We start from the raw sequence: 25,222 nt of genomic DNA on the forward strand, positions 1-25,222 counted from the left end.
ATTATTTGCCTCCTTCCACAGATTTCTTCGTAGGAAGAACTTCACCACGGTAGATCCATACTTTAACGCCTAATTTACCGTAAGTAGTGTCAGCTTCTGCGTGTGCATAGTCGATGTCAGCACGTAGAGTATGAAGTGGAACAGTTCCTTCACTATAGTGTTCAGCACGCGCGATATCAGCGCCACCTAAACGACCAGATACTTGTGTTTTAATTCCTTTTGCACCAGCGCGGATTGTGCGTTGGATCGCTTGCTTTTGCGCACGACGGAATGATACACGGTTTTCTAATTGACGAGCGATGTTTTCAGCTACTAGACGAGCGTCAAGATCAGCACGTTTGATTTCGATAATGTTGATGTGTACACGTTTACCAGTTAAATCGCTAAGGTATTTACGAAGATTCTCAACTTCAGAACCACCTTTACCGATTACCATACCTGGTTTCGCAGTGTGAATTGTAATGTTTACACGGTTTGCAGCGCGTTCGATTTCTACTTTAGAAACAGAAGCGTCTTTAAGAGCCGTTTCAATATATTTACGCACTTTGATGTCTTCATGAAGTAGAGTTGCATAGTCTTTTTCAGCGTACCATTTTGACTCCCAGTCACGAATAATACCAACGCGTAGTCCTATTGGATGTACTTTTTGACCCACGGATTAACCCTCCTTCTTCTCAGATACCACTAGAGTAATGTGGCTTGTGCGTTTGTTAATTGCGCTTGCACGTCCTTGTGCACGTGGACGGAAACGTTTTAATGTTGGACCTTCATCAACGAATACTTCAGAAACTACTAAAGAGTTGATGTCAAGATCGTAGTTATGCTCAGCGTTAGCAACTGCAGATTTTAATACTTTTTCAACGACTGGAGACGCCGCTTTTGGAGTATGACGTAAAATTGCAACTGCCTCACCAACTTGCTTGCCTCGGATTAAGTCTACAACTAGACGGACTTTACGAGGAGCAATGCGAACAGTACGAGCGATAGCTTTAGCTTGTGTCATTAGGATTTACCTCCTCTCAAAATTAGCGTCTTGTTTTCTTGTCGTCTGCACCGTGACCTTTGTAAGCACGTGTTGGTGCGAATTCACCAAGTTTGTGGCCTACCATATCTTCTGTTACGTATACAGGAACGTGTTTACGTCCATCATAAACAGCAATCGTTAAACCGATGAAAGTCGGGAAAATTGTAGAACGGCGAGACCAAGTTTTGATAACTTGTTTTTTCTCAGAAGCCTCTTGCGCTTCCACTTTTTTCATTAAGTGGTCATCAACAAAAGGTCCTTTTTTCAAGCTGCGACCCATGTAGGAACCTCCCTCCGTGATTCCACCACGGCTCTCACATAGAACCGTAGTTTAACCACATTATTTTTTACGACTACGGATGATGAATTTATCCGATTTATTTTTCTTCTTGCGAGTTTTGTAACCAAGTGCTGGTTTACCCCAAGGAGTCATTGGTGATTTACGTCCGATTGGAGAACGTCCTTCACCACCGCCGTGTGGGTGATCGTTAGGGTTCATTACAGAACCACGAACTGTTGGGCGTTTACCTAACCAACGGCTACGACCTGCTTTACCGATGTGTACTAGTTCGTGTTGTTCGTTACCAACTTGACCGATTGTAGCGCGGCAAGTAGCTAACACTAAACGAACTTCACCAGATTGTAGACGAACGATTACGTATTTGTCTTCACGACCAAGTACTTGTGCAGAAGTACCAGCAGAACGTACTAATTGTCCACCTTTACCAGGTTTTAACTCGATGTTATGGATTGTTGTACCCATAGGAATGTTTGCTAATGGTAATGTGTTACCTACTTTAATATCAGCATCTGGACCAGATACGATTGTTTGACCAACCTCTAGACCTTTAGGTGCTAAGATGTAAGCTTTTGCTCCATCAGCGTAGTTGATTAATGCGATATTCGCAGAACGGTTTGGATCATATTCAATAGTAGCAACTTTAGCCGGAATGCCATCTTTTACACGTTTGAAATCGATAACACGGTATTGCTTCTTATGTCCACCGCCATGATGACGAACAGTGATTTTACCTTGGTTGTTACGACCAGCTTTGCGTTTAGTTGGTTCAAGCAATGATTTCTCAGGCTTGTTAGTTGTAATTTCCGCAAAGTCTAAAGACGTCATATTACGACGACCATTAGAGGTAGGTTTATACTTTTTAATCGCCATTGTGTTTCCCTCCTTCTTGATTGTTCAAATCATAAATCCATAAAGGATTACATTTCGAATAATTCGATTTCTTTGCTATCAGCAGTTAATTTAACAATCGCTTTACGACGTTTGTTAGTGTAACCACCGTAACGGCCAACGCGTTTGAATTTACCTTTGTAGTTAAGAACGTTTACTTTCTCAACTTTTACACCAAAGATTTCTTCTACAGCGTCTTTTACTTGAGTTTTGTTAGCGCGAGTGTCTACTTCGAAAGTATACTTTTTCTCTGCCATAAGTTCTGAAGAACGCTCAGTAATGACCGGACGTTTTAAAATATCACGTGCTTCCATTATCCAAGCACCTCCTCAACTTTTTCTACTGCAGACTTAGTGAACACAACTTTATCGTGACCTAATAGATCAAGAACGTTGATTCCGTTTGCAGTTAAAACTGTTACACCAGGGATGTTACGAGCAGATAATGCTACGTTTTCATCTAGGTCAGCAGTTACGAATAAAGATTTTTTCTCTAAAGAAAGATCTTTAAGGATTTTTGTGAATTCTTTTGTTTTTGGTGCTGCTAGTGAAAGAGCATCAAGAACTAAGAAGTTCTGTTCTACTACTTTAGCTGATAAAGCAGATTTAAGAGCTAAGCGACGAACTTTTTTCGGTAATTTGTAAGAATAGCTACGTGGAGTTGGGCCGAATACGACACCACCACCGCGCCATTGTGGAGAACGGATAGAACCTTGACGAGCACGACCAGTTCCTTTTTGACGCCATGGTTTACGACCACCACCAGCAACTTCAGAACGGTTTTTAACCTTGTGATTACCTTGACGTAGAGAAGCACGTTGTGCAACTACAGCGTCGAATAATACTGCTTCATTTGGCTCGATTCCGAAGATCGCATCGTTTAATTCGATTTCACCAACTGAAGCACCTGTTTGACTAAGTACAGATACTTTTGTCATTCCTGTTTCCTCCTTTCCTTAGGTGATTACTTAGCTTTAATTGCAGTTTTAACTGTAACTAGAGCTTTTTTAGAACCAGGAACATTACCTTTAACAAGTAGTAAGTTACGTTCCGCATCAACTTTCACGATTTCTAAGTTTTGGATTGTAACTACAGTGCCACCCATTTGACCAGGTAATTTCTTTTGTTTGAATACGCGGTTCGGAGCAACTGGACCCATTGAACCAGGACGACGGTGGTAACGAGAACCGTGGGCCATAGGACCACGAGATTGACCATGGCGTTTAATTACACCTTGGAAACCTTTACCTTTAGTAACACCTGTTACATCAATTACATCGCCTTCTGCGAAAATTTCTACTTTGACTTCTTGACCAACTTCGTATTCTTCAACGTTCACGTTGCGGAATTCACGAATGAAGCGCTTAGGAGCAGTGTTCGCTTTTGCTACGTGACCTTGTTCTGGTTTGTTAGAAAGCTTAACGCGCTTGTCTTCGAAACCAACTTGGATAGCTTCGTAGCCATCTGTATCAGCAGTTTTCTTTTGAAGAACTACGTTTGGAGTAGCTTCGATAACTGTTACCGGGATTAAATCGCCGTTTTCAGCAAAAACTTGTGTCATACCAATTTTTCTACCTAAGATTCCTTTAGCCATTTGTCACACCTCCTGTAAGTTTTGAATAGTTATATTTTTACCATTAAAGTTTGATTTCGATATCAACGCCAGATGGTAAATCAAGTTTCATTAACGCGTCAACAGTTTGTGGTGTTGGGTTAACGATATCGATCAGACGTTTATGCGTACGCATTTCGAATTGTTCACGAGAATCTTTGTACTTGTGAACGGCACGAAGAATCGTGTACACAGACTTCTCAGTTGGAAGTGGAATCGGACCTGATACACTTGCACCTGAACGTTTTGCAGTTTCCACAATTTTCTCAGCAGACTGATCTAAAATACGGTGATCATACGCTTTTAAACGAATACGAATCTTTTGTTTTGCCATTATTTTCCCTCCTTCTCGCCTATTTTCTAGACATTCTCCACGAAAATTTTCCGTCACACCGCCATGGCAAAGCGGCCGGGTGTGTCGGCAACCTCTCGTTTCATCGCAGTCAAAGACCAACATTCAACATTATACCCAATAAAAAAAGAATAAGCAAGTCTTTTCGCTAAATTCTTTTAAATGTTGCTGATATTCTTACTACTAATATTTCTCGTTCCTCTAAACCGATTACTAGTATATAAAATTCTCATGCACTTTGCAACACATAAGGTTGTTATATCAACGTTTTCGAATATTTCAAACAATAACAGACTGCAAGAACAATTTTGTAAAGCACTAGTGAACTCAATTTGAAAATGATGTACTTAGTTATGACGCCATTAACAAACTATAATTTCATAAAGACAATAAAAAAGCAGCCTCTAATAGTTAGAAGCCACTCTTTCTATTACTTATAAGAAAAACACACATGCCACCCAGCCAAATATAATAAGTGGGATGTTTATAAAAATAAACGTTGGTATACATGTATCCCAAATGTGATTATGCTGTCCATCTACATTTAAACCTGCAGTTGGTCCAAGAGTAGAATCTGAAGCAGGAGAGCCTGCATCACCTAAAGCACCTGCTGTACCTATAAGACAGATAATCGCCAAAGGACTCATTCCTAACCCTTGTGCAAGAGGCACAAATAAGGTTGCAATAATAGGTACAGTCGCAAAGGAAGAACCAATCCCCATCGTCACTATTAAACCAATGACCAACATTATCAATATAGCTAGACTCTTATTGCCTTGAAGAATTGATAGCGAGCTTGCGATTAAGCTATCTACATGACCCGTGGCGTTAATAACAGATGCAAATCCATTTGCAGCGATCATCACGAAACCTATAAAGGCCATCATCTTCATTCCCTCAGAAAGAATCTCATCAGCCTCTTTCCATTTAAGTGCACCAGTAAAATACATCATCATAATTCCTGCAAAGGCGCCTACAATCATCGAATCAGTATAAATTTGTGCACATAGAGAAACAATTAAAGCCACAGTCGTAGAAAGAATAACGAACTTACTGACATGAACATTTAAAGATTCTGTATCAACATCTTTATTTTGATATTGTCTAGGTTTTCGATATACGATAAAGGCTAGACATAATCCAATTAACATCCCCAGAACGGGTATAGCCATTGCTACTGGTACATCACGTGAAGATGCCTCCATACCTGCCTTGGTAACTTGAGTAGAAACGATATCTTGGAAAATAGCTCCGAAGCCTGCAGGTACGAAACTATACGTTCCTATTAAACCAACAGCAATTAATGTAGCAATAATTCGTCGGTCAACCTCTAGTATATTTAAAACCTTCAAGATTGGAGGTATTAATAACGGGATAAAGGCTATATGAATTGGAATTAAGTTTTGTGAGAAAATAGACATCATAAAGATCAGTAGGAAAATTAAAACCTTAACTAACCCTTTTCGATTACTTGTACCATTTTTATTTAATATGTTTAAAATTCCTGCAATCATTAATTCAGGAATTCCTGTTTTAGAAATGGCAATAGCGAAACCACCAAGCAACCCATAACTTAAAGCTATCGTTGCGCCTGCTCCTAATCCTTCTGTAAATGATTGTACAGTTGCTTCAATCCCCATGCCGCTTGCTAGCCCCCCTGCGAAGGCTCCTAATACAAGAGAAAGAACAACATTGATACGGAGCAAGCTTAATATTAACATGACGGCCACTGCCACAATTACTGCGTTCATTTCAACACTTCACTTTCGTACACTAGATTACTAACACATTAAACTTTAATCGTCTAATACTCGAAAGTCAAGATATTTTTACCCCCTGGAAAAATCCCCTAATTTCAAACGACAAAAACAGTATGACCTTAACTAATCATACTGTTTTAAGAATTCTTCCTATTTATAACGATTCGCGAATGACTTTTTTATAATAGCCAACAGCAAGTACAGCGAAGATAGCATATAACGCTATATAGCAGCTCATAGCAATCCATAATGGTGCGGTTAACTCTGAGCCGAATAAAAACCACCCTGACTTAACAGCAAAGTAACTATGAAGCAGCCCTATTATTAATGGAACACCAAAATTAAAGGCTTGTTTCATATAAATACCTTTCATAATATCTTTTTCAGCGAAGCCAATTTTTCTTAATATCGTATAAGAACCTCGCTCCTCTTCAGCTTCAGACATTTGCTTAAAGTATAAAATACTACCCGTTGTCACTAAAAATGCTAACCCTAAAAATGCTGCGGTAAATATCGTAATTCCTAACTTTTCAATATTCCCCTTACGTGCTGCTTCATAGGATTGTATAAAGTTTTCGCCATCTGATTGCATATATAATTTCTCTGCTAGAGCTAAATCACTTTTATTCTTTAGATTTATAGTAGTTTGATTTTGCCACATATCAGGTACATCATGAACAGCTAACTTTTCAAACAGTGAATCCGGAACTACAAAAATTGGTCCCCCAGGCCCTGAAGTCACAGTACCACTTATAATACTTTCATGTTGAACATCTTTGACATGAAGCGTTTCTTCCTTAGTAACCTCTGGACCTCCAGGAGTGACAACTACATCACGATCCTTTTCAAGCGGAAACATCTCTGCCATATAACCACCGTAGTTTGTTAATATAACATCGTTATCCGAAACAGAAGCTTCAGGAACTATTTGTTGATAATCAGAAAGTGGAATTGTATAAATGATTCCTTCTGCACCATCAAGGGGATTATCTTTATTTTGCTGTTCTTTGGATAAAAGCTGTGAAAAGGAAGCTGAAACGCTCTGTAATCGGTAATCTATTTTGTCAAAAGCAATATGATTATCCTCTAGCTTCTTTAAAAATTCCTGGCTCCTATCTTCAAGTAAAACATAATCACCAGGTACTTGGCTATACGCCGACGCTTCTGATGAATAATACGATATATAAGCTAAAGTTGTAACGCCAAGCGAAACACCCGTTAAAACCGTAATAAGCGTTAAGGATTTCGCATTACTCTTCATACGATGCATAATCGGTGTTAACGCTAAGACATCACGAGCAGTTAAATGTCCATTTTTCTTAAGTCGAATTGAATTCATAATAAATGCTACAGAGAAACGGAAAACAAGGAATGTTCCGCCAATAGTAGTTGCTAAAATAATAGTCATATTAAGAACTAAATCACCATTAGAGTTAATATCGAAAAGCTTAGTTGATGCATAGTAGCCATATGCAATTAGCACAAGCCCTAAAAAACCAATAACCATTTGTAATGGGCTGAACCGTTTTACGCGCTCATCAGCTTGTTTGGAAGCGCTAAATAGTGATAGCAATGATACACGATAAATCATTAAAGCCATTTGCATAAGTACAATGACTAGTAGAATGGCAAACACTACAATTGACTTCTGTAATGCCTCTGTACTAAATGTCATTGTCACAAGTGCCTCTTTTTCGAGTACGCGCAGTAAAATCATTGCAAATAAGCGCGAGCTAAAGAACCCTGCAAGCATACCTAAAATGACCGCGCCTACAAATAATAGAATACTTTCTACCGCTAATAAACGTACGATAAGCCCCTTCGTCATCCCTATTAGCTGATACAAGCCTATCTCCTTACTACGACGCTTCATAAATAGATGATTTGCATATAGGACGAAGAATAAGACAATAAAGTACAACATATAGGTTGCTGCTTTAAAACCCGCTGTGGCCGTACCGCTCTTCTCTACTGTAGCGAGCACTTCAGCATTATTTTGTAAAGTCACAAAAGAAAAATATAAAGTAACACTAAAAATAAGTGCGAAAAAATATAAATAATAATGCTTCATATTTTTCTTCATACTGCGCAATACGAGTTTACTAAGACTCATAACCGTCACCGCCTAGCACACTTTGTGTATGCATGATTTCTTGGAAAAATGCCTGTCTCGTTTTATCTCCTTTATATAGCTCACTATAAATGAGTCCGTCCTTTAAAAATAAAACACGTGTACAAAAACTCGCTGCTACCGCATCATGCGTAACCATCATAATCGTTGCTTTTTTTGACTCATTAATACTTTGTAGATTTTTTAAAAGTGCAGTAGCTGATTTTGAATCAAGTGCGCCTGTAGGTTCATCAGCAAATACAAGTGATGGATTTGTAATAAGTGCACGGGCTGCCGATGTACGTTGCTTTTGACCACCTGATATTTCATTTGGATATTTATTTAAAATCTCTGCAATACCTAATAATTGTGTAAGCTCCTTTACACGACTCTCTGCAACAGCCTTTGGTAGCTTGCCAATAGCTAATGGTAGTAGAATATTTTCTTTCACCGTTAGTGTATCTAATAAATTATAATCTTGAAATATGAATCCCAATTGTTCACGACGGAAATTAGCTAACGCCTTCTCCTTCATACCACGTAAGTTTTGACCATTTATTTCAATAACACCTTCTGTAGCAAAGTCAATTGAACACAAAACATTTAAGAGTGTTGTCTTCCCAGAGCCTGAAGGTCCCATAATGCCAACAAATTCACCTTGATTTACTTCTACATCAATACCCTTTAACACCTCTTGGGCTGTTGATTTTTTACCATATACTTTTTTTACTTTACGACCAATTAAAACCGCCACTTGTAAACGCCCCTTTCTATAGTTCAAGTGTACCCTGTCTACGTCGCCAATTCGTGTGTTTTACATGACAATATAAAAAGGTAGGTGACAATTTCGTCATCTACCTGTTAGTTTGACATATTCATTTTGTAATGGAAAACGTAATGTAAATATCGAGCCTTCACCTACACTAGATTGGACAGTAATACGGACGCCAATTTTCTGCGCCACATTATGTGCTAAGTATAGACCCATACCTGTCGATTGCGCAGACTCTCTTCCGGCTGTTCCTGTATACGACTTATAAAAAATTCGCGGTAGATCCTCCTTACGGATACCAATACCTGCATCTTTTATATGTAATAGTGTTGCTCCAGTAGCATCTACTTCTGTAAATATTATTACCTCTGAATTTGCAGGACTATATTTAATCGCATTGGATAGAATTTGTCTGATGATAAAGGCTAGCCATTTAGCATCCGTCGTCACTGTATCTGTTAACTCTTCCACATCAAAACCAATACCTTTTTCAATACACCATGCCTGCATAGCTCTTATTTCTTTATAGACAACCGTTCTTAGCTCAATTTCCATCATATAATTATCTTTTTCAATTGAAGCTAACCGTGTTTGATGTAGCTGCTGATCAACCAATAAATGCAGCCTTAGCCATTCTGTCTCTAATTTACGACGTAATGTCAAATCTTCTACATGTTCCAGCATCAAATTAACCGCAGTTAAAGGTGCCTTTACTTCATGAACCCATGCTAGTAGTTCATCCGAATATTCCTGCAGCTGTACCTTTGCTTGATTTAACTCTGTGTTCTTACCGTAGAGAACTTCTTCAATTTTAGTAAAGGATGCTGTTTGAAAAGGCGATAACACTAAATTTTTGCTATGCACGTCATCAAATTGGTTTTCAACATTTCCTAGGAAAATTTTTAGCCGCCCGACTTCTACTACGTATCGCCAAAAAAGAAAGAACAAAAAGCTACTAAGCATGCTAATGTTAGTATACAATATTGATGTCCCCACTAATCCAACGTCTAAAGAAAATAAAACATTGATCATAACGATGATAAAAACAAAAAAGACTATCCATGCGAGGCGTTCTCTTAAAAATAAAATGAGCATTGTCCATCACGTCCCTTGTGTTAAAGCCATATAACCAAGTCCCTTTTTAGTTAAAATCACTTCTTGTAAACCTATCTCCTCAAGCTTAGTACGTAATCGATTAACATTTACCGATAATGTATTATCATTGACAAAGCGTTCATCATCCCATAACTTTCTCATTAAATCATCTCTAGAAACAATTTGATCGACCTTCTCCACTAATACACGTAAAATGAAGAGCTCATTTTTAGTTAATGAGGCAAGCTTCCCCTCATACATAATTTCACTGCGCGCATAGTCAATAACTGCACCATTAAACCGTGTGACATCCATTGATTCTTCTATATAATCATATGTACGACGTAAAACGGCTTGTACCTTTGCAAGTAATACCTCCATATGGAACGGCTTTTGTACAAAGTCATCTGCACCCATTTGCATTGCCATAACCATATCCATTGGATGGTCTCGTGAAGATAGAAAGAGAATTGGCACCTTTGAGATATGACGTATTTCACGACACCAATGAAAGCCATCATAGGCAGGTAGCTGAATGTCTATCAATACAAGCTGTGGTTTTTCTTCAATAAAATCATCCATTACTTTTTGGAAATCTTTAGCACCTACAACTTGAAGCGACCACTGTGCAAAACGTGTCTGAATCATTTCGAAAATAGATGGATCGTCTTCTATCAACAGTATTTTCATCTCCATTTGCAAATTCCCCTCCCATGAAATGTTTATTATGTATATTAAAAGGAATACAATTCTACAGTCTATATGCTGCATTTGATTTTATCCCCAGCAATTTTGTAGATAAAAGATTTTATCTTCACTTTATCGTGTTGAAATTCTTATGTTCTTTGGTATTTCAGTTAGTATGTATACATAAAATAATCTAATTCAAGTGAAATTATTAAATGTTTTTAACTTATTTTAACATAAAAAACCAATCTGTAAGCGTCCCTACAGATTGGTTTTGAAAATAAGCTAAATGCTTAAATTATTTTTGGATAGAAGCAACTACGCCAGCGCCTACAGTACGGCCACCCTCACGGATAGAGAATTTAGTACCTTCTTCTAGAGCGATTGGAGCGATAAGTTCTACTGTCATTTCGATGTTATCGCCAGGCATTACCATTTCAACGCCTTCTGGTAAGTTACAGATACCTGTTACGTCAGTTGTACGGAAGTAGAACTGAGGACGGTAGTTAGTGAAGAATGGAGTATGACGGCCACCCTCTTCTTTTGATAAAACATAAACTTCAGCTTTGAAGCTTGTGTGTGGAGTGATTGAACCTGGTTTAGATAATACTTGACCACGTTGGATATCTTCACGAGCTACACCACGAAGTAAAGCACCGATGTTGTCACCAGCTTCAGCATAGTCTAATAATTTACGGAACATTTCTACACCAGTTACAGTTGTAGATTTTGCTTCTTCAGTGATACCTACGATTTCAACTACGTCACCAACTTTAACTTGACCACGTTCAACACGGCCAGTTGCAACTGTACCACGACCAGTGATTGAGAATACGTCCTCTACTGGCATCATGAATGGTTTGTCAGTTTGACGTTCTGGAGTTGGGATGTAAGAATCTACAGCGTCCATTAATTCAACGATTTTTTCTTCCCATTCTGCTTCGCCTTCAAGAGCTTTAAGAGCAGAACCTTTGATTACTGGAAGATCGTCACCTGGGAAGTCATATTCAGATAGTAGGTCACGGATTTCCATTTCTACTAATTCTAATAATTCTTCGTCGTCTACCATATCACATTTGTTCATGAATACTACTAAGTATGGAACACCTACTTGACGAGATAAAAGGATGTGTTCACGAGTTTGTGGCATTGGGCCATCAGCAGCAGATACTACTAAGATACCGCCGTCCATTTGTGCAGCACCAGTGATCATGTTTTTAACATAGTCAGCGTGTCCTGGGCAGTCAACGTGCGCATAGTGACGAGTATCAGTTTCATATTCTACGTGAGAAGTATTGATTGTGATACCACGTTCTTTTTCTTCTGGAGCGTTATCGATATCAGCGTATGATTTAGCTTCCCCACCCATTTTTTTAGAAAGAACTGTTGCGATAGCAGCAGTTAAAGTTGTTTTACCATGGTCAACGTGTCCGATTGTACCAATGTTAGCATGCGTTTTTGAACGGTCGAATTTTTCTTTAGCCATTAGAGATTGCCTCCTCAAAATTATATGTTTATATTTTTTAAAAATTTATAGAATGATTGCTGATGATGAACGGGCCCATCCACCATCCCACAATCATAGCTTACAAATTAGTTATACTTTATACAAGATGAAAATTCAATTATTCACCTTTATTTTTTTTAACGATTTCAGCAGCGATCGATTTAGGTACTTCTTCATAATGATCGAATGTCATTGAGAATACACCACGACCTTGTGTTGCTGAACGAAGAGTTGTTGCATATCCAAACATTTCCGATAAAGGAACCATTGCACGAACAACTTGTGAGTTACCGCGAGCTTCCATACCCTCAACGCGTCCGCGACGAGAAGTAATGTTACCCATGATATCACCAAGGTATTCTTCTGGAATTACAACTTCTACTTTCATCATTGGTTCTAAGATAACTGCGTCACATTGTTTAGCAGCTTCTTTAAGCGCCATAGATGCAGCAATTTTGAACGCCATCTCATTCGAGTCAACGTCATGGTAAGAACCGAATACTAATTTCGCTTTAATGTCGATAAGTGGGTAACCAGCTACTACACCGCGCTCAAGAGAGTCACGAAGACCAGCTTCTACAGCAGGAATGTATTCACGTGGTACTACACCACCAACGATAGCGTTTTCGAATTCGAAGCCTTTACCTTCTTCATTTGGAGAGAACTCAATCGTTACGTCACCATATTGTCCACGACCACCAGATTGGCGAGTGAATTTACCTTGAACTTTTGCAGAGCTACGGAATGTTTCACGGTAAGATACCATTGGAGCACCTACGTTAGCTTCTACTTTAAATTCACGGCGCATACGGTCAACTAAGATATCAAGGTGAAGCTCACCCATACCTGAGATGATTGTTTGACCAGTTTCTGTGTCAGTGTGAGCACGGAAAGTTGGATCCTCTTCTTGAAGTTTTTGTAAAGCTTGACCCATTTTATCTTGGTCAGCTTTTGATTTTGGTTCTACAGAAAGAGAAATTACTGGCTCAGGGAATTCCATTGATTCAAGAATAACTAGGTTTTTCTCGTCACATAGAGTATCACCAGTAGTAGTATCTTTAAGACCTACTGCTGCTGCGATGTCCCCAGCGAATACTTTAGAAATCTCTTCACGAGAGTTTGCGTGCATTTGTAGGATACGACCTACACGCTCACGTTTACCTTTAGAAGAGTTTTGTACGTATGAACCTGATTCTAAAGTTCCAGAGTACACACGGAAGAAAGTTAATTTACCTACGAATGGGTCAGTCATAACTTTGAATGCAAGAGCTGAGAATGGCTCTTCATCTGAAGAATGACGTTCTAATTCTTCGTCACCATCAACATCAGTACCTTTGATTGCTGGTACATCTAATGGAGATGGTAAGTAATCGATAACTGCATCTAACATTGGGCGTACGCCTTTGTGTTTGAATGCTGTACCACAGATTACTGGGTAGAATTCTACTGCGATCGTAGCACGACGGATAGCCGCTTTAAGTTCAGCAATAGAGATTTCTTCGCCTTCTAAATATTTTTCCATGATTTCTTCATCAACACTTGCAACAGCATCGATTAATTTTTCACGGTATTCTTCAGCTTGTGCGCGGTGCTCTTCAGGAATTTCACCTTGAGTCACTGCTGTACCTTTTTCGTCGCCGTAGAAAGTAGCTTTCATTTCAACTAAGTCAATGATTGCTGAGAACTGATCTTCAGCTCCGATAGGTAATTGGATAGGATGAGCGTTTGCTTGTAAACGTTCGTGTAGAGTTCCTACAGAATATAGGAAGTCAGCACCTGTTTTATCCATTTTGTTAATGAACACGATACGTGGAACGCCGTAAGTTGTAGCTTGACGCCATACTGTTTCAGTTTGAGGTTCAACACCAGATTGAGCATCAAGAACTGTTACAGCTCCATCAAGTACGCGTAGTGAACGTTCAACTTCTACAGTGAAGTCTACGTGTCCAGGAGTATCGATGATGTTTACACGGTGGCCGTTCCATTGAGCTGTTGTTGCAGCAGAAGTGATTGTGATACCACGTTCTTGCTCTTGCTCCATCCAGTCCATTTGAGAAGCGCCTTCATGAGTTTCACCAATTTTGTGAATCTTACCTGTGTAATAAAGGATACGCTCAGTTGTTGTTGTTTTACCAGCATCAATGTGAGCCATGATCCCAATATTACGTGTATTCTCTAGGGAGAATTCGCGTTTCATAGGTATTTCTCCTTCCATATTGGGCGTATGCGGTTTAGATATTGATTACCAACGGTAGTGAGCGAATGCTTTGTTCGCTTCTGCCATTTTGTGCATATCTTCACGTTTTTTAACTGATGCACCTGTGTTGTTAGAAGCATCAAGGATTTCGTTAGCTAAACGCTCTTCCATAGTTTTTTCACCACGAAGACGAGCGTAGTTAACTAGGTAACGAAGACCTAAAGTTGTACGACGTTCTGGACGTACTTCTACTGGTACTTGATAGTTAGAACCACCAACACGGCGAGCACGAACTTCAAGAACTGGCATTACGTTGTTTAGAGCAGCTTCGAATACTTCAATTGGATTTTCACCAGAACGTTCTTTAACGATATCGAACGCACCGTATAAAATCTTTTGAGAAGTACCTCTTTTACCATCAACCATCATTTTATTAATTAAACGAGTTACAAGTTTTGAACTATAAATTGGATCTGGTAACACGTCACGTTTGGAAACAGGACCTTTACGAGGCATGTGTTTTCCTCCTTTCGAATAGTTATCGATTTATTTTATAAGTTTTACTTTGTCATAGTTGACTGGCAAATTCCCAATCTGCTAGCAAGATTAAAAATTTGCGACAACTATTTTAAAGTTCATTATTAAGCAACGCTTAATAATGTTAAATTATTTTTTTTCTTTAGGGCGTTTTGTTCCGTATTTAGAACGTGATTGTAAACGACCGTTTACACCAGCTGTATCAAGAGCACCACGTACGATATGGTAACGAACACCCGCTAAGTCTTTTACGCGTCCGCCACGGATAAGAACAACACTGTGCTCTTGTAAGTTGTGGCCTTCACCTGGGATATAAGCAGTTACCTCGATTTGGTTAGTTAAACGTACACGAGCGTATTTACGTAACGCTGAGTTTGGTTTACGAGGTGTCATTGTACCTACACGAGTACAAACTCCGCGTTTTTGTGGAGATTTAACGTCAGTTAAAGATTTTTTAAATGAGTTATATCCTTTGTTTAACGCTGGTGATTTTGATTTCGTGCTTTTAGATTGACGAGGCTTACGAACTAATTGGTTAATTGTAGGCATCGGTTTTTCCTCCCTTCATTTATTCCTTGTTAATACCACACATCCAGGTGGTTCATTTTTTGGGTAAAAACAAAGTCTTTGTGTTTAATACACAAAAACTACTCTACAGTAATCGCAACTACTGCAGCTCCAACGTGGATTCTACAGGCCTTGCCCAGTTCCTTTTTCGACTCAACAAGAGTAACTGGTATACCGATTTCTCTCGCGAAAGATATGGCCGAATCGGTTACCCAATTGTCTGCATCAAGTGCCACAAAAAGTTCTTTCACTGAACCGGCTCGCATTGCTTTTACTGTTTGCTTTGTACCTATGATTGTTTGACTATCCCTTACTCTATCATAAGACATTTTCATATCCTCCGAAGTACAGACAGTTAACTATCAACCTTCAATATATTATCATTACCAATTTCGGCTGTCAACTCATATCTTTAAAAAGTCCGAAGAGATGATAAAAATACATCTCCTCGGCACTTATTTTAATGATTATTCAGCAGAAATTAGGTTTTCTGTCTCAAGCTCATCTTTTTCAATACGGATTTGACGGTAACGTTGCATACCGGTACCTGCAGGAACAAGTTTACCGATAATTACGTTTTCCTTCAGACCAAGAAGTTCATCACGTTTACCTTTAATAGCAGCATCCGTTAACACACGAGTTGTTTCTTGGAATGATGCAGCAGATAAGAATGATTCTGTTTCAAGAGACGCTTTTGTAATACCAAGGATCACAGGACGACAAGTCGCAGGGTTTTTGCCATTCATAACAGCATCTACGTTTGCCTCTGAGAATTGGTGAATATCTAGTAATGAACCTGGTAATAATTCTGTATCTCCAGCTTCAATTACACGTACTTTACGAAGCATTTGGCGTACCATTACCTCGATATGTTTGTCACCAATTTCTACCCCTTGCATACGGTATACTTTTTGTACTTCTTTTAACAAGTATTCTTGAACTGTTGAAACGTCTTTAACTTTTAACAATTGTTTAGGATCGATAGAACCTTCTGTTAATACTTGACCGCGTTCTACAAAGTCGCCTTCTTGTACTTTCAGACGAGCATTGTAAGGTGCTGCGTATTTACGTGTTTCTACTTCACCTTCAATTGTAATCTCTTTTAGACCTTCACGGATTTCAGTGATGTCTGAAACAGTACCTGCGATATCAGAAATAACTGATTGACCTTTAGGATTACGTGCTTCAAAAATCTCTTGGATACGTGGAAGACCTTGTGTAATATCATCCCCGGCAACCCCACCTGTATGGAATGTACGCATTGTTAACTGTGTACCTGGTTCACCGATTGATTGAGCCGCAATAATACCAACTGCTTCTCCAACTTCAACCTCTTCACCTGTTGCTAAGTTCATGCCGTAACATTTTTTACATACGCCATGTTTTGTATTACATGTGAATGCTGAACGGATTGTTACTTCCTCGATACCAAGCTCGATAACTGTACGAGCGATATCTTGGTCGATTAAACCGTCTTTTACTAAAATTACTTCGCCTGTTTCTGGGTGCAAGATTGTTTTCTTCGTATGACGACCGATAATACGTTCATCTAACGCTTCAATTAGCTCTGTGCCTTCCATTAACGCACCGATTGTTAAACCGCGGTCAGTTCCACAGTCATCTTCACGAACGATAACATCTTGTGCTACGTCAACAAGACGACGTGTTAAGTAACCTGAATCGGCAGTTTTTAGGGCTGTATCGGCAAGACCTTTACGAGCACCGTGAGTAGAGATGAAGTACTCTAATACCGTTAAACCTTCACGGAATGAAGATTTAATTGGAAGTTCGATGATACGACCAGCCGGGTTGGCCATCAGACCACGCATACCAGCTAACTGTGTAAAGTTAGATGCGTTACCACGGGCACCTGAGTCAGACATCATAAAGATTGGGTTTGTTTTCTCAAGCGACTTCATCAGCTTAGCTTGAATTTCATCTTTCGCAGCACTCCAGCTTGAGATAACGCGATCATAACGCTCATCTTCCGTGATGAAACCACGACGGAATTGTGCTTGAACTTTATCTACTTTTTCTTGAGCTACCGCTAAAATTTCGCCTTTGTCTGGTAATACGACGATGTCAGATACACCTACAGTGATACCAGCGCGTGTTGAATATTTGAAACCTAGGTTCTTCATACGGTCAAGCATTTTAGATGTTTCAGTAATGTGGAAACGTTTAAATACTTCAGCAATGATATTACCTAAGAATTTTTTACGGAATGGATTTACAACTGGTACTGATGCAAAGTGTTTGCGCAGTACAGCTGTGCGTTGTGCTTCAACTTTACCTTTTTCATCAAGCCCATTATAAGTAGCATCTGCTTCAAGCTCTTTTAACGTTTCTTCATCAATTGTTAAGTTAACAAAGTATTTGCTTGGTGTTTCTTGCTCTAAGTTGAAATCAGTTGGCTCGTTAATGTATGGGAATGATTTAGGCAAGATTTCGTTAAAGATTACTTTACCAACAGTCGTTAATAGGAACATATTATTTTGTTCTTCAGTAAATGTTGGGTTGTTTAACGAGCTTGCTTTAATCGCAATACGAGTATGCAAATGAACATGACCTGTATCATATGCAATTAATACTTCGTTTGGTCCATAGAAAATTGTTCCTTCACCGCGAGCTGCTTCACGTTCAAGTGTTAAGTAGTAGTTTCCTAATACCATATCTTGAGATGGTGTTACAACTGGTTTACCGTCTTTCGGGTTCAGGATGTTTTGTGCAGCAAGCATTAGAAGACGAGCCTCTGCTTGCGCTTCCGCTGATAATGGTACGTGAACCGCCATTTGGTCACCATCGAAGTCAGCGTTATAAGCTGTACATACTAATGGGTGAAGACGAATAGCACGACCTTCAACTAGTGTTGGTTCAAACGCCTGAATACCAAGACGGTGAAGCGTAGGTGCACGGTTTAGTAATACTGGATGCTCACGAATAACATCTTCTAAAACGTCCCATACATCGTTGTTTAAACGCTCTATTTTACGTTTAGCAGATTTAATATTATGAGCAAGGCCACGTTCTACTAATTCTTTCATTACGAAAGGCTTGAATAATTCAATTGCCATTTCTTTTGGTAGACCACATTGGTACATTTTCAAGTTTGGACCTACTACGATAACCGAACGACCAGAGTAGTCAACACGTTTACCAAGTAAGTTTTGACGGAAACGACCTTGTTTACCTTTCAGCATATGTGAAAGTGATTTTAATGGACGGTTACCAGGACCTGTTACAGGACGACCACGACGACCGTTATCGATTAATGCATCAACAGCTTCTTGTAACATACGTTTTTCGTTTTGTACGATGATGCTTGGAGCACCAAGGTCTAGTAAACGTTTTAAACGGTTATTACGGTTGATTACACGACGATATAAATCATTTAAGTCGGAAGTTGCAAAACGACCACCATCTAATTGCACCATCGGACGAAGCTCTGGTGGGATTACCGGAAGTACATCTAAAATCATCCATTCAGGAGAGTTACCTGAGTTACGGAACGATTCTACAACTTCAAGACGTTTAATGGCACGTGTACGGCGTTGACCTTGTGCTGATTTTAACTCTTCTTTTAAAGATTGAGTTTCATCTTCAAGATCAATTTTGCCTAATAATTTTTTAATTGCTTCCGCACCCATAGATGCTTCGAATGTGTTACCGAATTTTTCACGATAAGCACGGTACTCTTTTTCAGAAAGTAGTTGCTTACTTTCTAAGTTTGTAGCACCTGGTTCGATTACTACGTAAGATGCAAAGTAAATTACTTCTTCTAGTGCACGTGGGGACATATCTAAAATAAGACCCATACGGCTAGGAATACCTTTGAAGTACCAGATATGAGAAACTGGTGCTGCTAATTCGATGTGACCCATACGTTCACGACGAACTTTCGCGCGTGTTACTTCAACACCACAACGATCACAAACTACGCCTTTGTAGCGTACACGTTTGTATTTACCACAATGACACTCCCAGTCCTTAGTTGGACCGAAAATACGCTCACAGAATAAACCATCTTTTTCTGGTTTTAATGTACGATAGTTAATTGTTTCAGGTTTTTTAACTTCACCGTATGACCAAGAACGAATCTTGTCAGGAGAAGCTAAACCAATTTTCATATATTCAAATTCATTAACGTCTATCAAGGAGCCTACCTCCCTCTAGTATAGGTCTTTATAAAGACTCTTTTACGCAGCTCGATAATCGTTTGCAAGAATCATTTCTCTTTAGCAAAAGATTAAAAATAGAATAATTTATTAAAAGAAGAAGCCGGACAGGGCGTTAAATCCTGCCCGACTAATTTGAAAAATAACTTTGACCGTGTCCACTAATAATGTGAATTAACGTTTTCCATTATTCAAAAGACTCTACTGGCTCTTCTTCTTTATCTTGCTGTGGTGCAATGTTAAGTGCATCAGCTGGTTGAAGATCTTCTTCTTCGTCTAAGTCGCGAAGCTCTACCTCTTCATCATTGACTGTTAACATTTTCACATCCATACCAAGAGATTGAAGTTCTTTAATCAATACTTTGAATGATTCAGGAACACCTGGCTCTGGTACACTTTCACCTTTAACAATTGCTTCGTATGTTTTCACACGACCAACAACGTCATCAGATTTAACTGTTAAGATTTCTTGAAGTGTATAGGCAGCACCGTATGCTTCAAGTGCCCATACCTCCATCTCACCAAAGCGCTGTCCACCGAACTGTGCTTTACCACCAAGTGGCTGTTGTGTAACAAGTGAGTAAGGACCAGTTGAACGTGCGTGAAGTTTATCATCAACCATGTGAGCAAGTTTGATCATGTACATGATCCCTACTGATACACGGTTATCGAACGGTTCACCTGAACGTCCATCATACAGGGTCGTTTTACCATCGCGGTTCATCCCTGCTTCTTCCATCGTTTCCCAAACATCTTCTTCGTTGGCACCATCAAATACTGGAGTTGCCATATGAACACCTAGGGAACGAGAAGCCATACCTAAGTGTAATTCTAAAACTTGTCCGATGTTCATACGAGAAGGTACACCAAGTGGGTTTAACATGATATCGACAGGAGTACCGTCTGGCATGAATGGCATATCCTCTTCCGGTAAGATACGAGAGATAACCCCTTTGTTACCGTGACGTCCGGCCATTTTGTCCCCTACGCGAATTTTACGCTTTTGAACAATGTAAGCACGAACTAATTGGTTAACACCTGGTGGTAATTCATCGCCATCTTCACGGTTAAATACTTTTACATCAAGAATAATACCGCCGGCACCATGTGGTACGCGTAATGAAGTATCACGAACTTCACGAGCTTTTTCACCGAAGATAGCATGTAATAAGCGTTCTTCAGCTGTTAATTCTGTAACCCCTTTAGGTGTTACTTTACCTACAAGAATGTCACCGTCACGTACTTCCGCACCAACGCGAATGATACCACGTTCATCTAAATTACGAAGTGCATCTTCCCCGACGTTTGGAATATCACGAGTGATTTCTTCAGGTCCTAATTTTGTATCACGAGACTCTGATTCATATTCTTCAATATGAACAGATGTATACACATCGTCTTTTACAAGGCGTTCGCTCATAATAACAGCATCCTCGTAGTTAAAGCCGTTCCAAGTCATGAACGCAACAAGTACGTTACGACCAAGAGCAAGTTCGCCTTTTTCCATAGATGGACCGTCTGCTAAAATGTCACGAGGTTTCACACGTTCGCCAACTTTTACAAGTGGACGTTGGTTGTATGAAGTACCTTGGTTAGAACGAATGAATTTTTGTAATTTATATTTTGTTAAATCGCCTTTAACCTCTTTACCGTCAACGACTTCAATACGACGAACATGGATAGAGCGAGCTTCAACGTGCTCAACAATACCATCATATTTCGCTACTACAGCCGCACCTGAGTCACGCGCATCAACGTGTTCCATACCAGTACCAACAAATGGTGCTTCTGGGTTAAGAAGAGGAACTGCTTGACGTTGCATGTTGGCACCCATAAGTGCACGGTTTGAGTCATCGTTTTCTAAGAACGGGATACATGCAGTCGCAGCTGACACTACTTGTTTAGGTGATACGTCCATGTAGTCCATTTGCGATTTATTAAATACTGTATTATCCCCACGGAAACGACCTACTACTTCGTCTTTAGCAAATGTACCATCAGGATTTAATGATGAGTTCGCTTGTGCTACATAGTAGTTATCTTCTTCATCAGCTGTTAAATAATCAATTTGATCTGTTACTTTACCTGTTTCGTGGTCAATACGACGATAAGGTGTTTCAATGAAACCAAATTTATTTACTTTGGCAAATGAAGATAATGAGTTGATTAAACCAATGTTCGGACCCTCTGGTGTCTCGATTGGACACATACGACCATAGTGAGAATAGTGAACGTCACGTACTTCGAAACCAGCACGCTCACGTGTTAAACCACCAGGTCCTAATGCAGATAGACGACGCTTATGCGTTAACTCTGCCAATGGGTTTGTTTGGTCCATGAATTGTGATAACTGAGAGCTACCAAAGAACTCTTTAATTGACGCAATTACTGGACGAATATTAATTAATTGTTGTGGTACGATTGCCGCTGTATCATTAATAGACATACGCTCACGTACTACACGTTCCATACGAGATAAACCGATACGGAATTGGTTTTGTAGAAGCTCACCAACAGAACGTAGACGACGGTTACCTAAGTGGTCGATATCATCTGTTGCTCCTACTTGGTAAAGTAAGTTGAAGAAATAACTTACTGAAGATAATACGTCAGCAGGCGTAATATTCTTCACTTCTTCATCGATGTACGCATTACTAATAATATTGATTTCTTTTTGCGCTTCATCTTTTGGTGCATAAATTTTAATAGACTGGATTGTTACATCATCCTCAAGTACTCCACCTACTTGTGATAAAGTGCGGAAACCGATTCCTTTTGATGAATCTTCTAAATACGGTAAGATTTTATCTAAAGTACGACGGTCAAGAACTGTACCTTTTTCTACTAAAATTTCGCCTGTTTCTGGATCTACAAGCGTTTCAGCGATCGTTTGGTTAAATAAACGATTTTTGATATGAAGCTTTTTATTCATTTTGTAGCGACCAACATTCGCTAAATCATAGCGTTTCGCATCAAAGAAACGAGAGTATAATAAACTCTTCGCACTTTCAACTGTTGGTGGCTCTCCCGGACGTAAACGTTCATAGATTTCTAAAAGTGCTTTTTCAGTACTTTCAGAGTTATCTTTTTCTAACGTATTACGTAAGAATTCATTGTCACCGATAATATCGATAATTTCTTGGTCTGAACCGAAACCTAATGCACGTAGTAACACTGTTACTGGTAGCTTACGAGTACGATCAATACGCACGTATACTACATCTTTTGCGTCAGTTTCATATTCCAACCATGCACCACGGTTTGGAATAACCGTTGCTCCGAAACCTTTCTTACCGTTTTTATCAGTTTTATCATGGAAATACACACTTGGTGAACGAACTAATTGTGAAACGATAACACGTTCAGCACCATTGATAATGAACGTACCTGTTTCTGTCATTAATGGGAAGTCACCCATGAAGACATCCTGTTCCTTCACTTCGTCTGTTTCTTTGTTGTAAAGACGTACTTTCACACGTAATGGAGCTGCGTAAGTAACATCTCGCTCTTTACACTCATCGACTTCATACTTAGGATCTCCTAATGAATAATCGATGAATTCTAATGAAAGATTGCCTGTAAAGTCCTCGATCGGCGAAATGTCACGGAACATTTCACGTAGACCTTCTTCAAGGAACCACTCGTAAGACGCCGTTTGAATCTCAATCAGATTTGGAAGCTCAAGCACCTCGTTAATACGCGCAAAGCTTCTACGCTGGCGGTGTTGTCCATACTGAACTAGTTGACCTGTCAACTCATTCACCCCTCAATAAAGCGATATTAGGTCTTTGCAAAATCATACAAATAGTGTATGATTTCGAAAGACAAAAAGAAAACGAGTCTTCAAAAAGATCTCATTTTCGGTTAACTAAACTTATCTTGGCAAGTATACCCACATTATAACAATCATATACAAAAGGGCATACGACCTCAAAATAATATTTTTGCATTTTACCATATTATCATAGCCGATTTGTCAAGTCAATATTTTATGCATATTTCATTTATTTTTTTGCACGTACTATCCAGTAGCCTTTTTTCTTCTCCACAACATCGACTTCAGAAAATTTTTCTTCTAAATAACTAACCGTTGATGGTGCACCTTGCTTCTTCTGTATTACTATCCACAACTCGCCAGATGACACTAACTTATCATAAGCTCCATCGTAAAAACGGAAAATTGTTTCCTTTCCTGCGCGAATTGGAGGATTGGTTAAAATAGCTGCGGCTTTTACATCGTTGTCAACCATCGATAGTCCGTCACTCACAAATATCCGTACATTTTGAACACCGTTTACTTGCGCATTTTTTTGGGAGAGTGCTACTGCACGTTCATTTATATCCATCATAAGAACGGTACGATCTGAGTTTGTTTTGGCAATCGATAATCCAATCGGTCCATACCCACACCCCACATCAAAAATTGCACCATCAATATCAGGCATTTGAAAAGCATCTATCAATACACGGGATCCAAAATCTACTTCGCTTTTACTAAATACCCCTGCATCCGTTTCGAAGGAAAACGTATGCCCTAACAATTTGAATGTCCAGTGACGAGGTTTACTCTCAGTTTGAGGCTTACTTGTATAATAGTGATCTGACATTTCCACGCCTCCTCAGAATGAAGAAAAAAAGCTCGCCGCAATGACGAGCTTTCCTTTTGTTTAAAAGTAATACGAGATTACTTAACTTCTACAGATGCGCCAACTTCTTCAAGTTTAGCTTTGATTTGTTCAGCTTCATCTTTAGAAACGCCTTCTTTAAGAGCTTTAGGAGCGTTATCTACTACTTCTTTAGCTTCTTTAAGACCTAAACCAGTGATTTCACGAACCACTTTGATTACTTTGATTTTTTCGCCACCAGCAGATGCTAGTACTACGTCAAACTCAGTTTTTTCTTCAGCAGCGCCAGCAGCAGCACCACCTACTACTGCTACAGGAGCAGCAGCTGTTACACCGAATTCTTCTTCGATAGCTTTTACTAAATCGTTTAATTCAAGAACTGTCATAGCTTTGATAGCTTCTAAGATTTGCTCTTTATTCATTATAATTTCCTCCTAATTGGATAATGTTTTTTTGTTGCGGGTTAAGCCGCAGAAGTTATAGTGCGTATGGAATTACGCGCCTTGTTCTTCTTTTTGTTCTGCAACAGCTTTTGTTGCAAGTGCGAAGTTGCGCACTGGAGCTTGAAGTACAGATAAAAGCATAGAAAGAAGACCTTCGCGTGATGGAAGTTCTGCAAGTGCTTTAACATCTTCAACAGAAGAGATTGTACCTTCGATAATACCAGCTTTAATTTCTAAAGCTTCATTTTTCTTAGCGAACTCGTTGATGATTTTAGCAGGAGCTACAACATCTTCATTAGAGAACGCAATTGCGTTAGGACCAACTAATACGTCATTGATTCCTTCAAGGCCAACAGCTTCAGTAGCACGACGTGTTAAAGTGTTTTTATAAACTTTGAACTCAACGCCAGCTTCACGAAGTTGTTTACGAAGCTCAGTTACTTGTGAAACGTTAAGACCACGGTAATCCACAACTACTACAGAAGCAGCGTTTTGGAATTTCTCTGTAATCTCTTGAACTTGTACTTGTTTGTTTTCGATTGCTTTGCTCATGATGACACCTCCTATTAGA

General features: G+C 39.3%; 23 protein-coding genes. All 23 read right to left on the minus strand.

The window, feature by feature from the left end:
- Position 1: 1 nt before the first annotated feature.
- Complete coding sequence (rpsC, locus tag AC3WSO_RS23555; RefSeq protein ID WP_049662850.1) at positions 2 to 655, minus strand: 30S ribosomal protein S3; 654 nt, start codon at positions 653 to 655, stop codon at positions 2 to 4.
- Positions 656 to 658: 3 nt separating this feature from the next.
- On the minus strand, positions 659 to 1,003 hold the full coding sequence (rplV, locus tag AC3WSO_RS23560) for a 50S ribosomal protein L22 (RefSeq protein WP_004233639.1): 345 nt from the start codon (positions 1,001 to 1,003) through the stop codon (positions 659 to 661).
- 22 nt (positions 1,004 to 1,025) lie between these two features.
- Positions 1,026 to 1,304 (minus strand): 30S ribosomal protein S19, encoded by a 279-nt coding sequence (gene rpsS / locus AC3WSO_RS23565; protein ID WP_049662848.1) that lies wholly within the window; start codon positions 1,302 to 1,304, stop codon positions 1,026 to 1,028.
- Between the two features lie 60 nt (positions 1,305 to 1,364).
- Positions 1,365 to 2,195, minus strand: coding sequence for a 50S ribosomal protein L2 (gene rplB, locus AC3WSO_RS23570; RefSeq protein WP_049662846.1), 831 nt, complete (start codon positions 2,193 to 2,195; stop codon positions 1,365 to 1,367).
- Between the two features lie 47 nt (positions 2,196 to 2,242).
- Positions 2,243 to 2,527, minus strand: coding sequence for a 50S ribosomal protein L23 (gene rplW / locus AC3WSO_RS23575; protein WP_004233628.1), 285 nt, complete (start codon positions 2,525 to 2,527; stop codon positions 2,243 to 2,245).
- Positions 2,527 to 3,150, minus strand: a complete 624-nt coding sequence (gene rplD, locus AC3WSO_RS23580) for a 50S ribosomal protein L4 (protein WP_079562366.1) — start codon at positions 3,148 to 3,150, stop codon at positions 2,527 to 2,529. Before rplD ends, rplW begins: the two co-directional genes overlap by 1 nt.
- Before the next feature lie 26 nt (positions 3,151 to 3,176).
- Positions 3,177 to 3,806: a 50S ribosomal protein L3 gene (gene rplC / locus AC3WSO_RS23585; protein ID WP_197142515.1), complete on the minus strand. Its 630-nt coding sequence runs from the start codon at positions 3,804 to 3,806 to the stop codon at positions 3,177 to 3,179.
- Positions 3,807 to 3,849: 43 nt separating this feature from the next.
- On the minus strand, positions 3,850 to 4,158 hold the full coding sequence (gene rpsJ / locus AC3WSO_RS23590; RefSeq protein WP_004233624.1) for a 30S ribosomal protein S10: 309 nt from the start codon (positions 4,156 to 4,158) through the stop codon (positions 3,850 to 3,852).
- A 452-nt stretch (positions 4,159 to 4,610) separates the two neighbouring features.
- On the minus strand, positions 4,611 to 5,927 hold the full coding sequence (locus AC3WSO_RS23595) for a Na+/H+ antiporter family protein (protein ID WP_492534065.1): 1,317 nt from the start codon (positions 5,925 to 5,927) through the stop codon (positions 4,611 to 4,613).
- Between the two features lie 163 nt (positions 5,928 to 6,090).
- Positions 6,091 to 8,049, minus strand: a complete 1,959-nt coding sequence (locus AC3WSO_RS23600) for an FtsX-like permease family protein (RefSeq protein ID WP_492534066.1) — start codon at positions 8,047 to 8,049, stop codon at positions 6,091 to 6,093.
- On the minus strand, positions 8,039 to 8,800 hold the full coding sequence (locus tag AC3WSO_RS23605; RefSeq protein WP_492534067.1) for an ABC transporter ATP-binding protein: 762 nt from the start codon (positions 8,798 to 8,800) through the stop codon (positions 8,039 to 8,041). Before AC3WSO_RS23605 ends, AC3WSO_RS23600 begins: the two co-directional genes overlap by 11 nt.
- Positions 8,801 to 8,896: 96 nt before the next feature.
- Positions 8,897 to 9,913, minus strand: a complete 1,017-nt coding sequence (locus AC3WSO_RS23610; RefSeq protein ID WP_492534069.1) for a sensor histidine kinase — start codon at positions 9,911 to 9,913, stop codon at positions 8,897 to 8,899.
- Between the two features lie 6 nt (positions 9,914 to 9,919).
- Positions 9,920 to 10,603: a response regulator transcription factor gene (locus tag AC3WSO_RS23615; protein WP_492534473.1), complete on the minus strand. Its 684-nt coding sequence runs from the start codon at positions 10,601 to 10,603 to the stop codon at positions 9,920 to 9,922.
- A 295-nt stretch (positions 10,604 to 10,898) separates the two neighbouring features.
- Positions 10,899 to 12,086 carry an elongation factor Tu gene (gene tuf, locus AC3WSO_RS23620; RefSeq protein WP_079562372.1) on the minus strand — a complete coding sequence of 396 codons (1,188 nt, stop codon included), beginning with the start codon at positions 12,084 to 12,086 and terminating at the stop codon, positions 10,899 to 10,901.
- Positions 12,087 to 12,225: 139 nt separating this feature from the next.
- Positions 12,226 to 14,304 carry an elongation factor G gene (fusA, locus tag AC3WSO_RS23625; protein WP_492534071.1) on the minus strand — a complete coding sequence of 693 codons (2,079 nt, stop codon included), beginning with the start codon at positions 14,302 to 14,304 and terminating at the stop codon, positions 12,226 to 12,228.
- Positions 14,305 to 14,349: 45 nt separating this feature from the next.
- Positions 14,350 to 14,820 carry a 30S ribosomal protein S7 gene (rpsG, locus tag AC3WSO_RS23630; RefSeq protein ID WP_079562374.1) on the minus strand — a complete coding sequence of 157 codons (471 nt, stop codon included), beginning with the start codon at positions 14,818 to 14,820 and terminating at the stop codon, positions 14,350 to 14,352.
- A 150-nt stretch (positions 14,821 to 14,970) separates the two neighbouring features.
- Positions 14,971 to 15,390, minus strand: a complete 420-nt coding sequence (rpsL, locus tag AC3WSO_RS23635; protein WP_008181595.1) for a 30S ribosomal protein S12 — start codon at positions 15,388 to 15,390, stop codon at positions 14,971 to 14,973.
- Positions 15,391 to 15,488: 98 nt separating this feature from the next.
- Positions 15,489 to 15,737 (minus strand): ribosomal L7Ae/L30e/S12e/Gadd45 family protein, encoded by a 249-nt coding sequence (locus AC3WSO_RS23640; RefSeq protein WP_349660261.1) that lies wholly within the window; start codon positions 15,735 to 15,737, stop codon positions 15,489 to 15,491.
- 138 nt (positions 15,738 to 15,875) lie between these two features.
- Positions 15,876 to 19,562 carry a DNA-directed RNA polymerase subunit beta' gene (gene rpoC, locus AC3WSO_RS23645; RefSeq protein ID WP_492534073.1) on the minus strand — a complete coding sequence of 1,229 codons (3,687 nt, stop codon included), beginning with the start codon at positions 19,560 to 19,562 and terminating at the stop codon, positions 15,876 to 15,878.
- 208 nt (positions 19,563 to 19,770) lie between these two features.
- Positions 19,771 to 23,346: a DNA-directed RNA polymerase subunit beta gene (gene rpoB / locus AC3WSO_RS23650; RefSeq protein WP_492534075.1), complete on the minus strand. Its 3,576-nt coding sequence runs from the start codon at positions 23,344 to 23,346 to the stop codon at positions 19,771 to 19,773.
- Between the two features lie 241 nt (positions 23,347 to 23,587).
- Complete coding sequence (locus tag AC3WSO_RS23655; RefSeq protein ID WP_492534076.1) at positions 23,588 to 24,190, minus strand: class I SAM-dependent methyltransferase; 603 nt, start codon at positions 24,188 to 24,190, stop codon at positions 23,588 to 23,590.
- 77 nt (positions 24,191 to 24,267) lie between these two features.
- Positions 24,268 to 24,630: a 50S ribosomal protein L7/L12 gene (gene rplL, locus AC3WSO_RS23660; protein WP_197142535.1), complete on the minus strand. Its 363-nt coding sequence runs from the start codon at positions 24,628 to 24,630 to the stop codon at positions 24,268 to 24,270.
- Positions 24,631 to 24,702: 72 nt separating this feature from the next.
- Positions 24,703 to 25,203 (minus strand): 50S ribosomal protein L10, encoded by a 501-nt coding sequence (rplJ, locus tag AC3WSO_RS23665; RefSeq protein ID WP_197142537.1) that lies wholly within the window; start codon positions 25,201 to 25,203, stop codon positions 24,703 to 24,705.
- Between the last annotated feature and the right edge of the window lie 19 nt (positions 25,204 to 25,222).

The organism is Lysinibacillus sp. EB106-09-02-XG168, assembly GCF_058791475.1.

Bases quoted from the DNA above. Each gene is read 5' to 3' on its own strand.
- rplV (WP_004233639.1), bottom strand. From the start codon at position 1,003: ATGACACAAGCTAAAGCTATCGCTCGTACTGTTCGCATTGCTCCTCGT.
- rpsS (WP_049662848.1), bottom strand. From the start codon at position 1,304: ATGGGTCGCAGCTTGAAAAAAGGACCTTTTGTTGATGACCACTTAATG.
- rplB (WP_049662846.1), bottom strand. From the start codon at position 2,195: ATGGCGATTAAAAAGTATAAACCTACCTCTAATGGTCGTCGTAATATG.
- rplW (WP_004233628.1), bottom strand. From the start codon at position 2,527: ATGGAAGCACGTGATATTTTAAAACGTCCGGTCATTACTGAGCGTTCT.
- rplD (WP_079562366.1), bottom strand. From the start codon at position 3,150: ATGACAAAAGTATCTGTACTTAGTCAAACAGGTGCTTCAGTTGGTGAA.
- rplC (WP_197142515.1), bottom strand. From the start codon at position 3,806: ATGGCTAAAGGAATCTTAGGTAGAAAAATTGGTATGACACAAGTTTTT.
- rpsJ (WP_004233624.1), bottom strand. From the start codon at position 4,158: ATGGCAAAACAAAAGATTCGTATTCGTTTAAAAGCGTATGATCACCGT.
- AC3WSO_RS23595 (WP_492534065.1), bottom strand. From the start codon at position 5,927: ATGAACGCAGTAATTGTGGCAGTGGCCGTCATGTTAATATTAAGCTTG.
- AC3WSO_RS23600 (WP_492534066.1), bottom strand. From the start codon at position 8,049: ATGAGTCTTAGTAAACTCGTATTGCGCAGTATGAAGAAAAATATGAAG.
- AC3WSO_RS23610 (WP_492534069.1), bottom strand. From the start codon at position 9,913: ATGCTCATTTTATTTTTAAGAGAACGCCTCGCATGGATAGTCTTTTTT.
- AC3WSO_RS23615 (WP_492534473.1), bottom strand. From the start codon at position 10,603: ATGAAAATACTGTTGATAGAAGACGATCCATCTATTTTCGAAATGATT.
- tuf (WP_079562372.1), bottom strand. From the start codon at position 12,086: ATGGCTAAAGAAAAATTCGACCGTTCAAAAACGCATGCTAACATTGGT.
- fusA (WP_492534071.1), bottom strand. From the start codon at position 14,304: ATGAAACGCGAATTCTCCCTAGAGAATACACGTAATATTGGGATCATG.
- rpsG (WP_079562374.1), bottom strand. From the start codon at position 14,820: ATGCCTCGTAAAGGTCCTGTTTCCAAACGTGACGTGTTACCAGATCCA.
- rpsL (WP_008181595.1), bottom strand. From the start codon at position 15,390: ATGCCTACAATTAACCAATTAGTTCGTAAGCCTCGTCAATCTAAAAGC.
- AC3WSO_RS23640 (WP_349660261.1), bottom strand. From the start codon at position 15,737: ATGTCTTATGATAGAGTAAGGGATAGTCAAACAATCATAGGTACAAAG.
- AC3WSO_RS23655 (WP_492534076.1), bottom strand. From the start codon at position 24,190: ATGTCAGATCACTATTATACAAGTAAGCCTCAAACTGAGAGTAAACCT.
- rplL (WP_197142535.1), bottom strand. From the start codon at position 24,630: ATGAATAAAGAGCAAATCTTAGAAGCTATCAAAGCTATGACAGTTCTT.
- rplJ (WP_197142537.1), bottom strand. From the start codon at position 25,203: ATGAGCAAAGCAATCGAAAACAAACAAGTACAAGTTCAAGAGATTACA.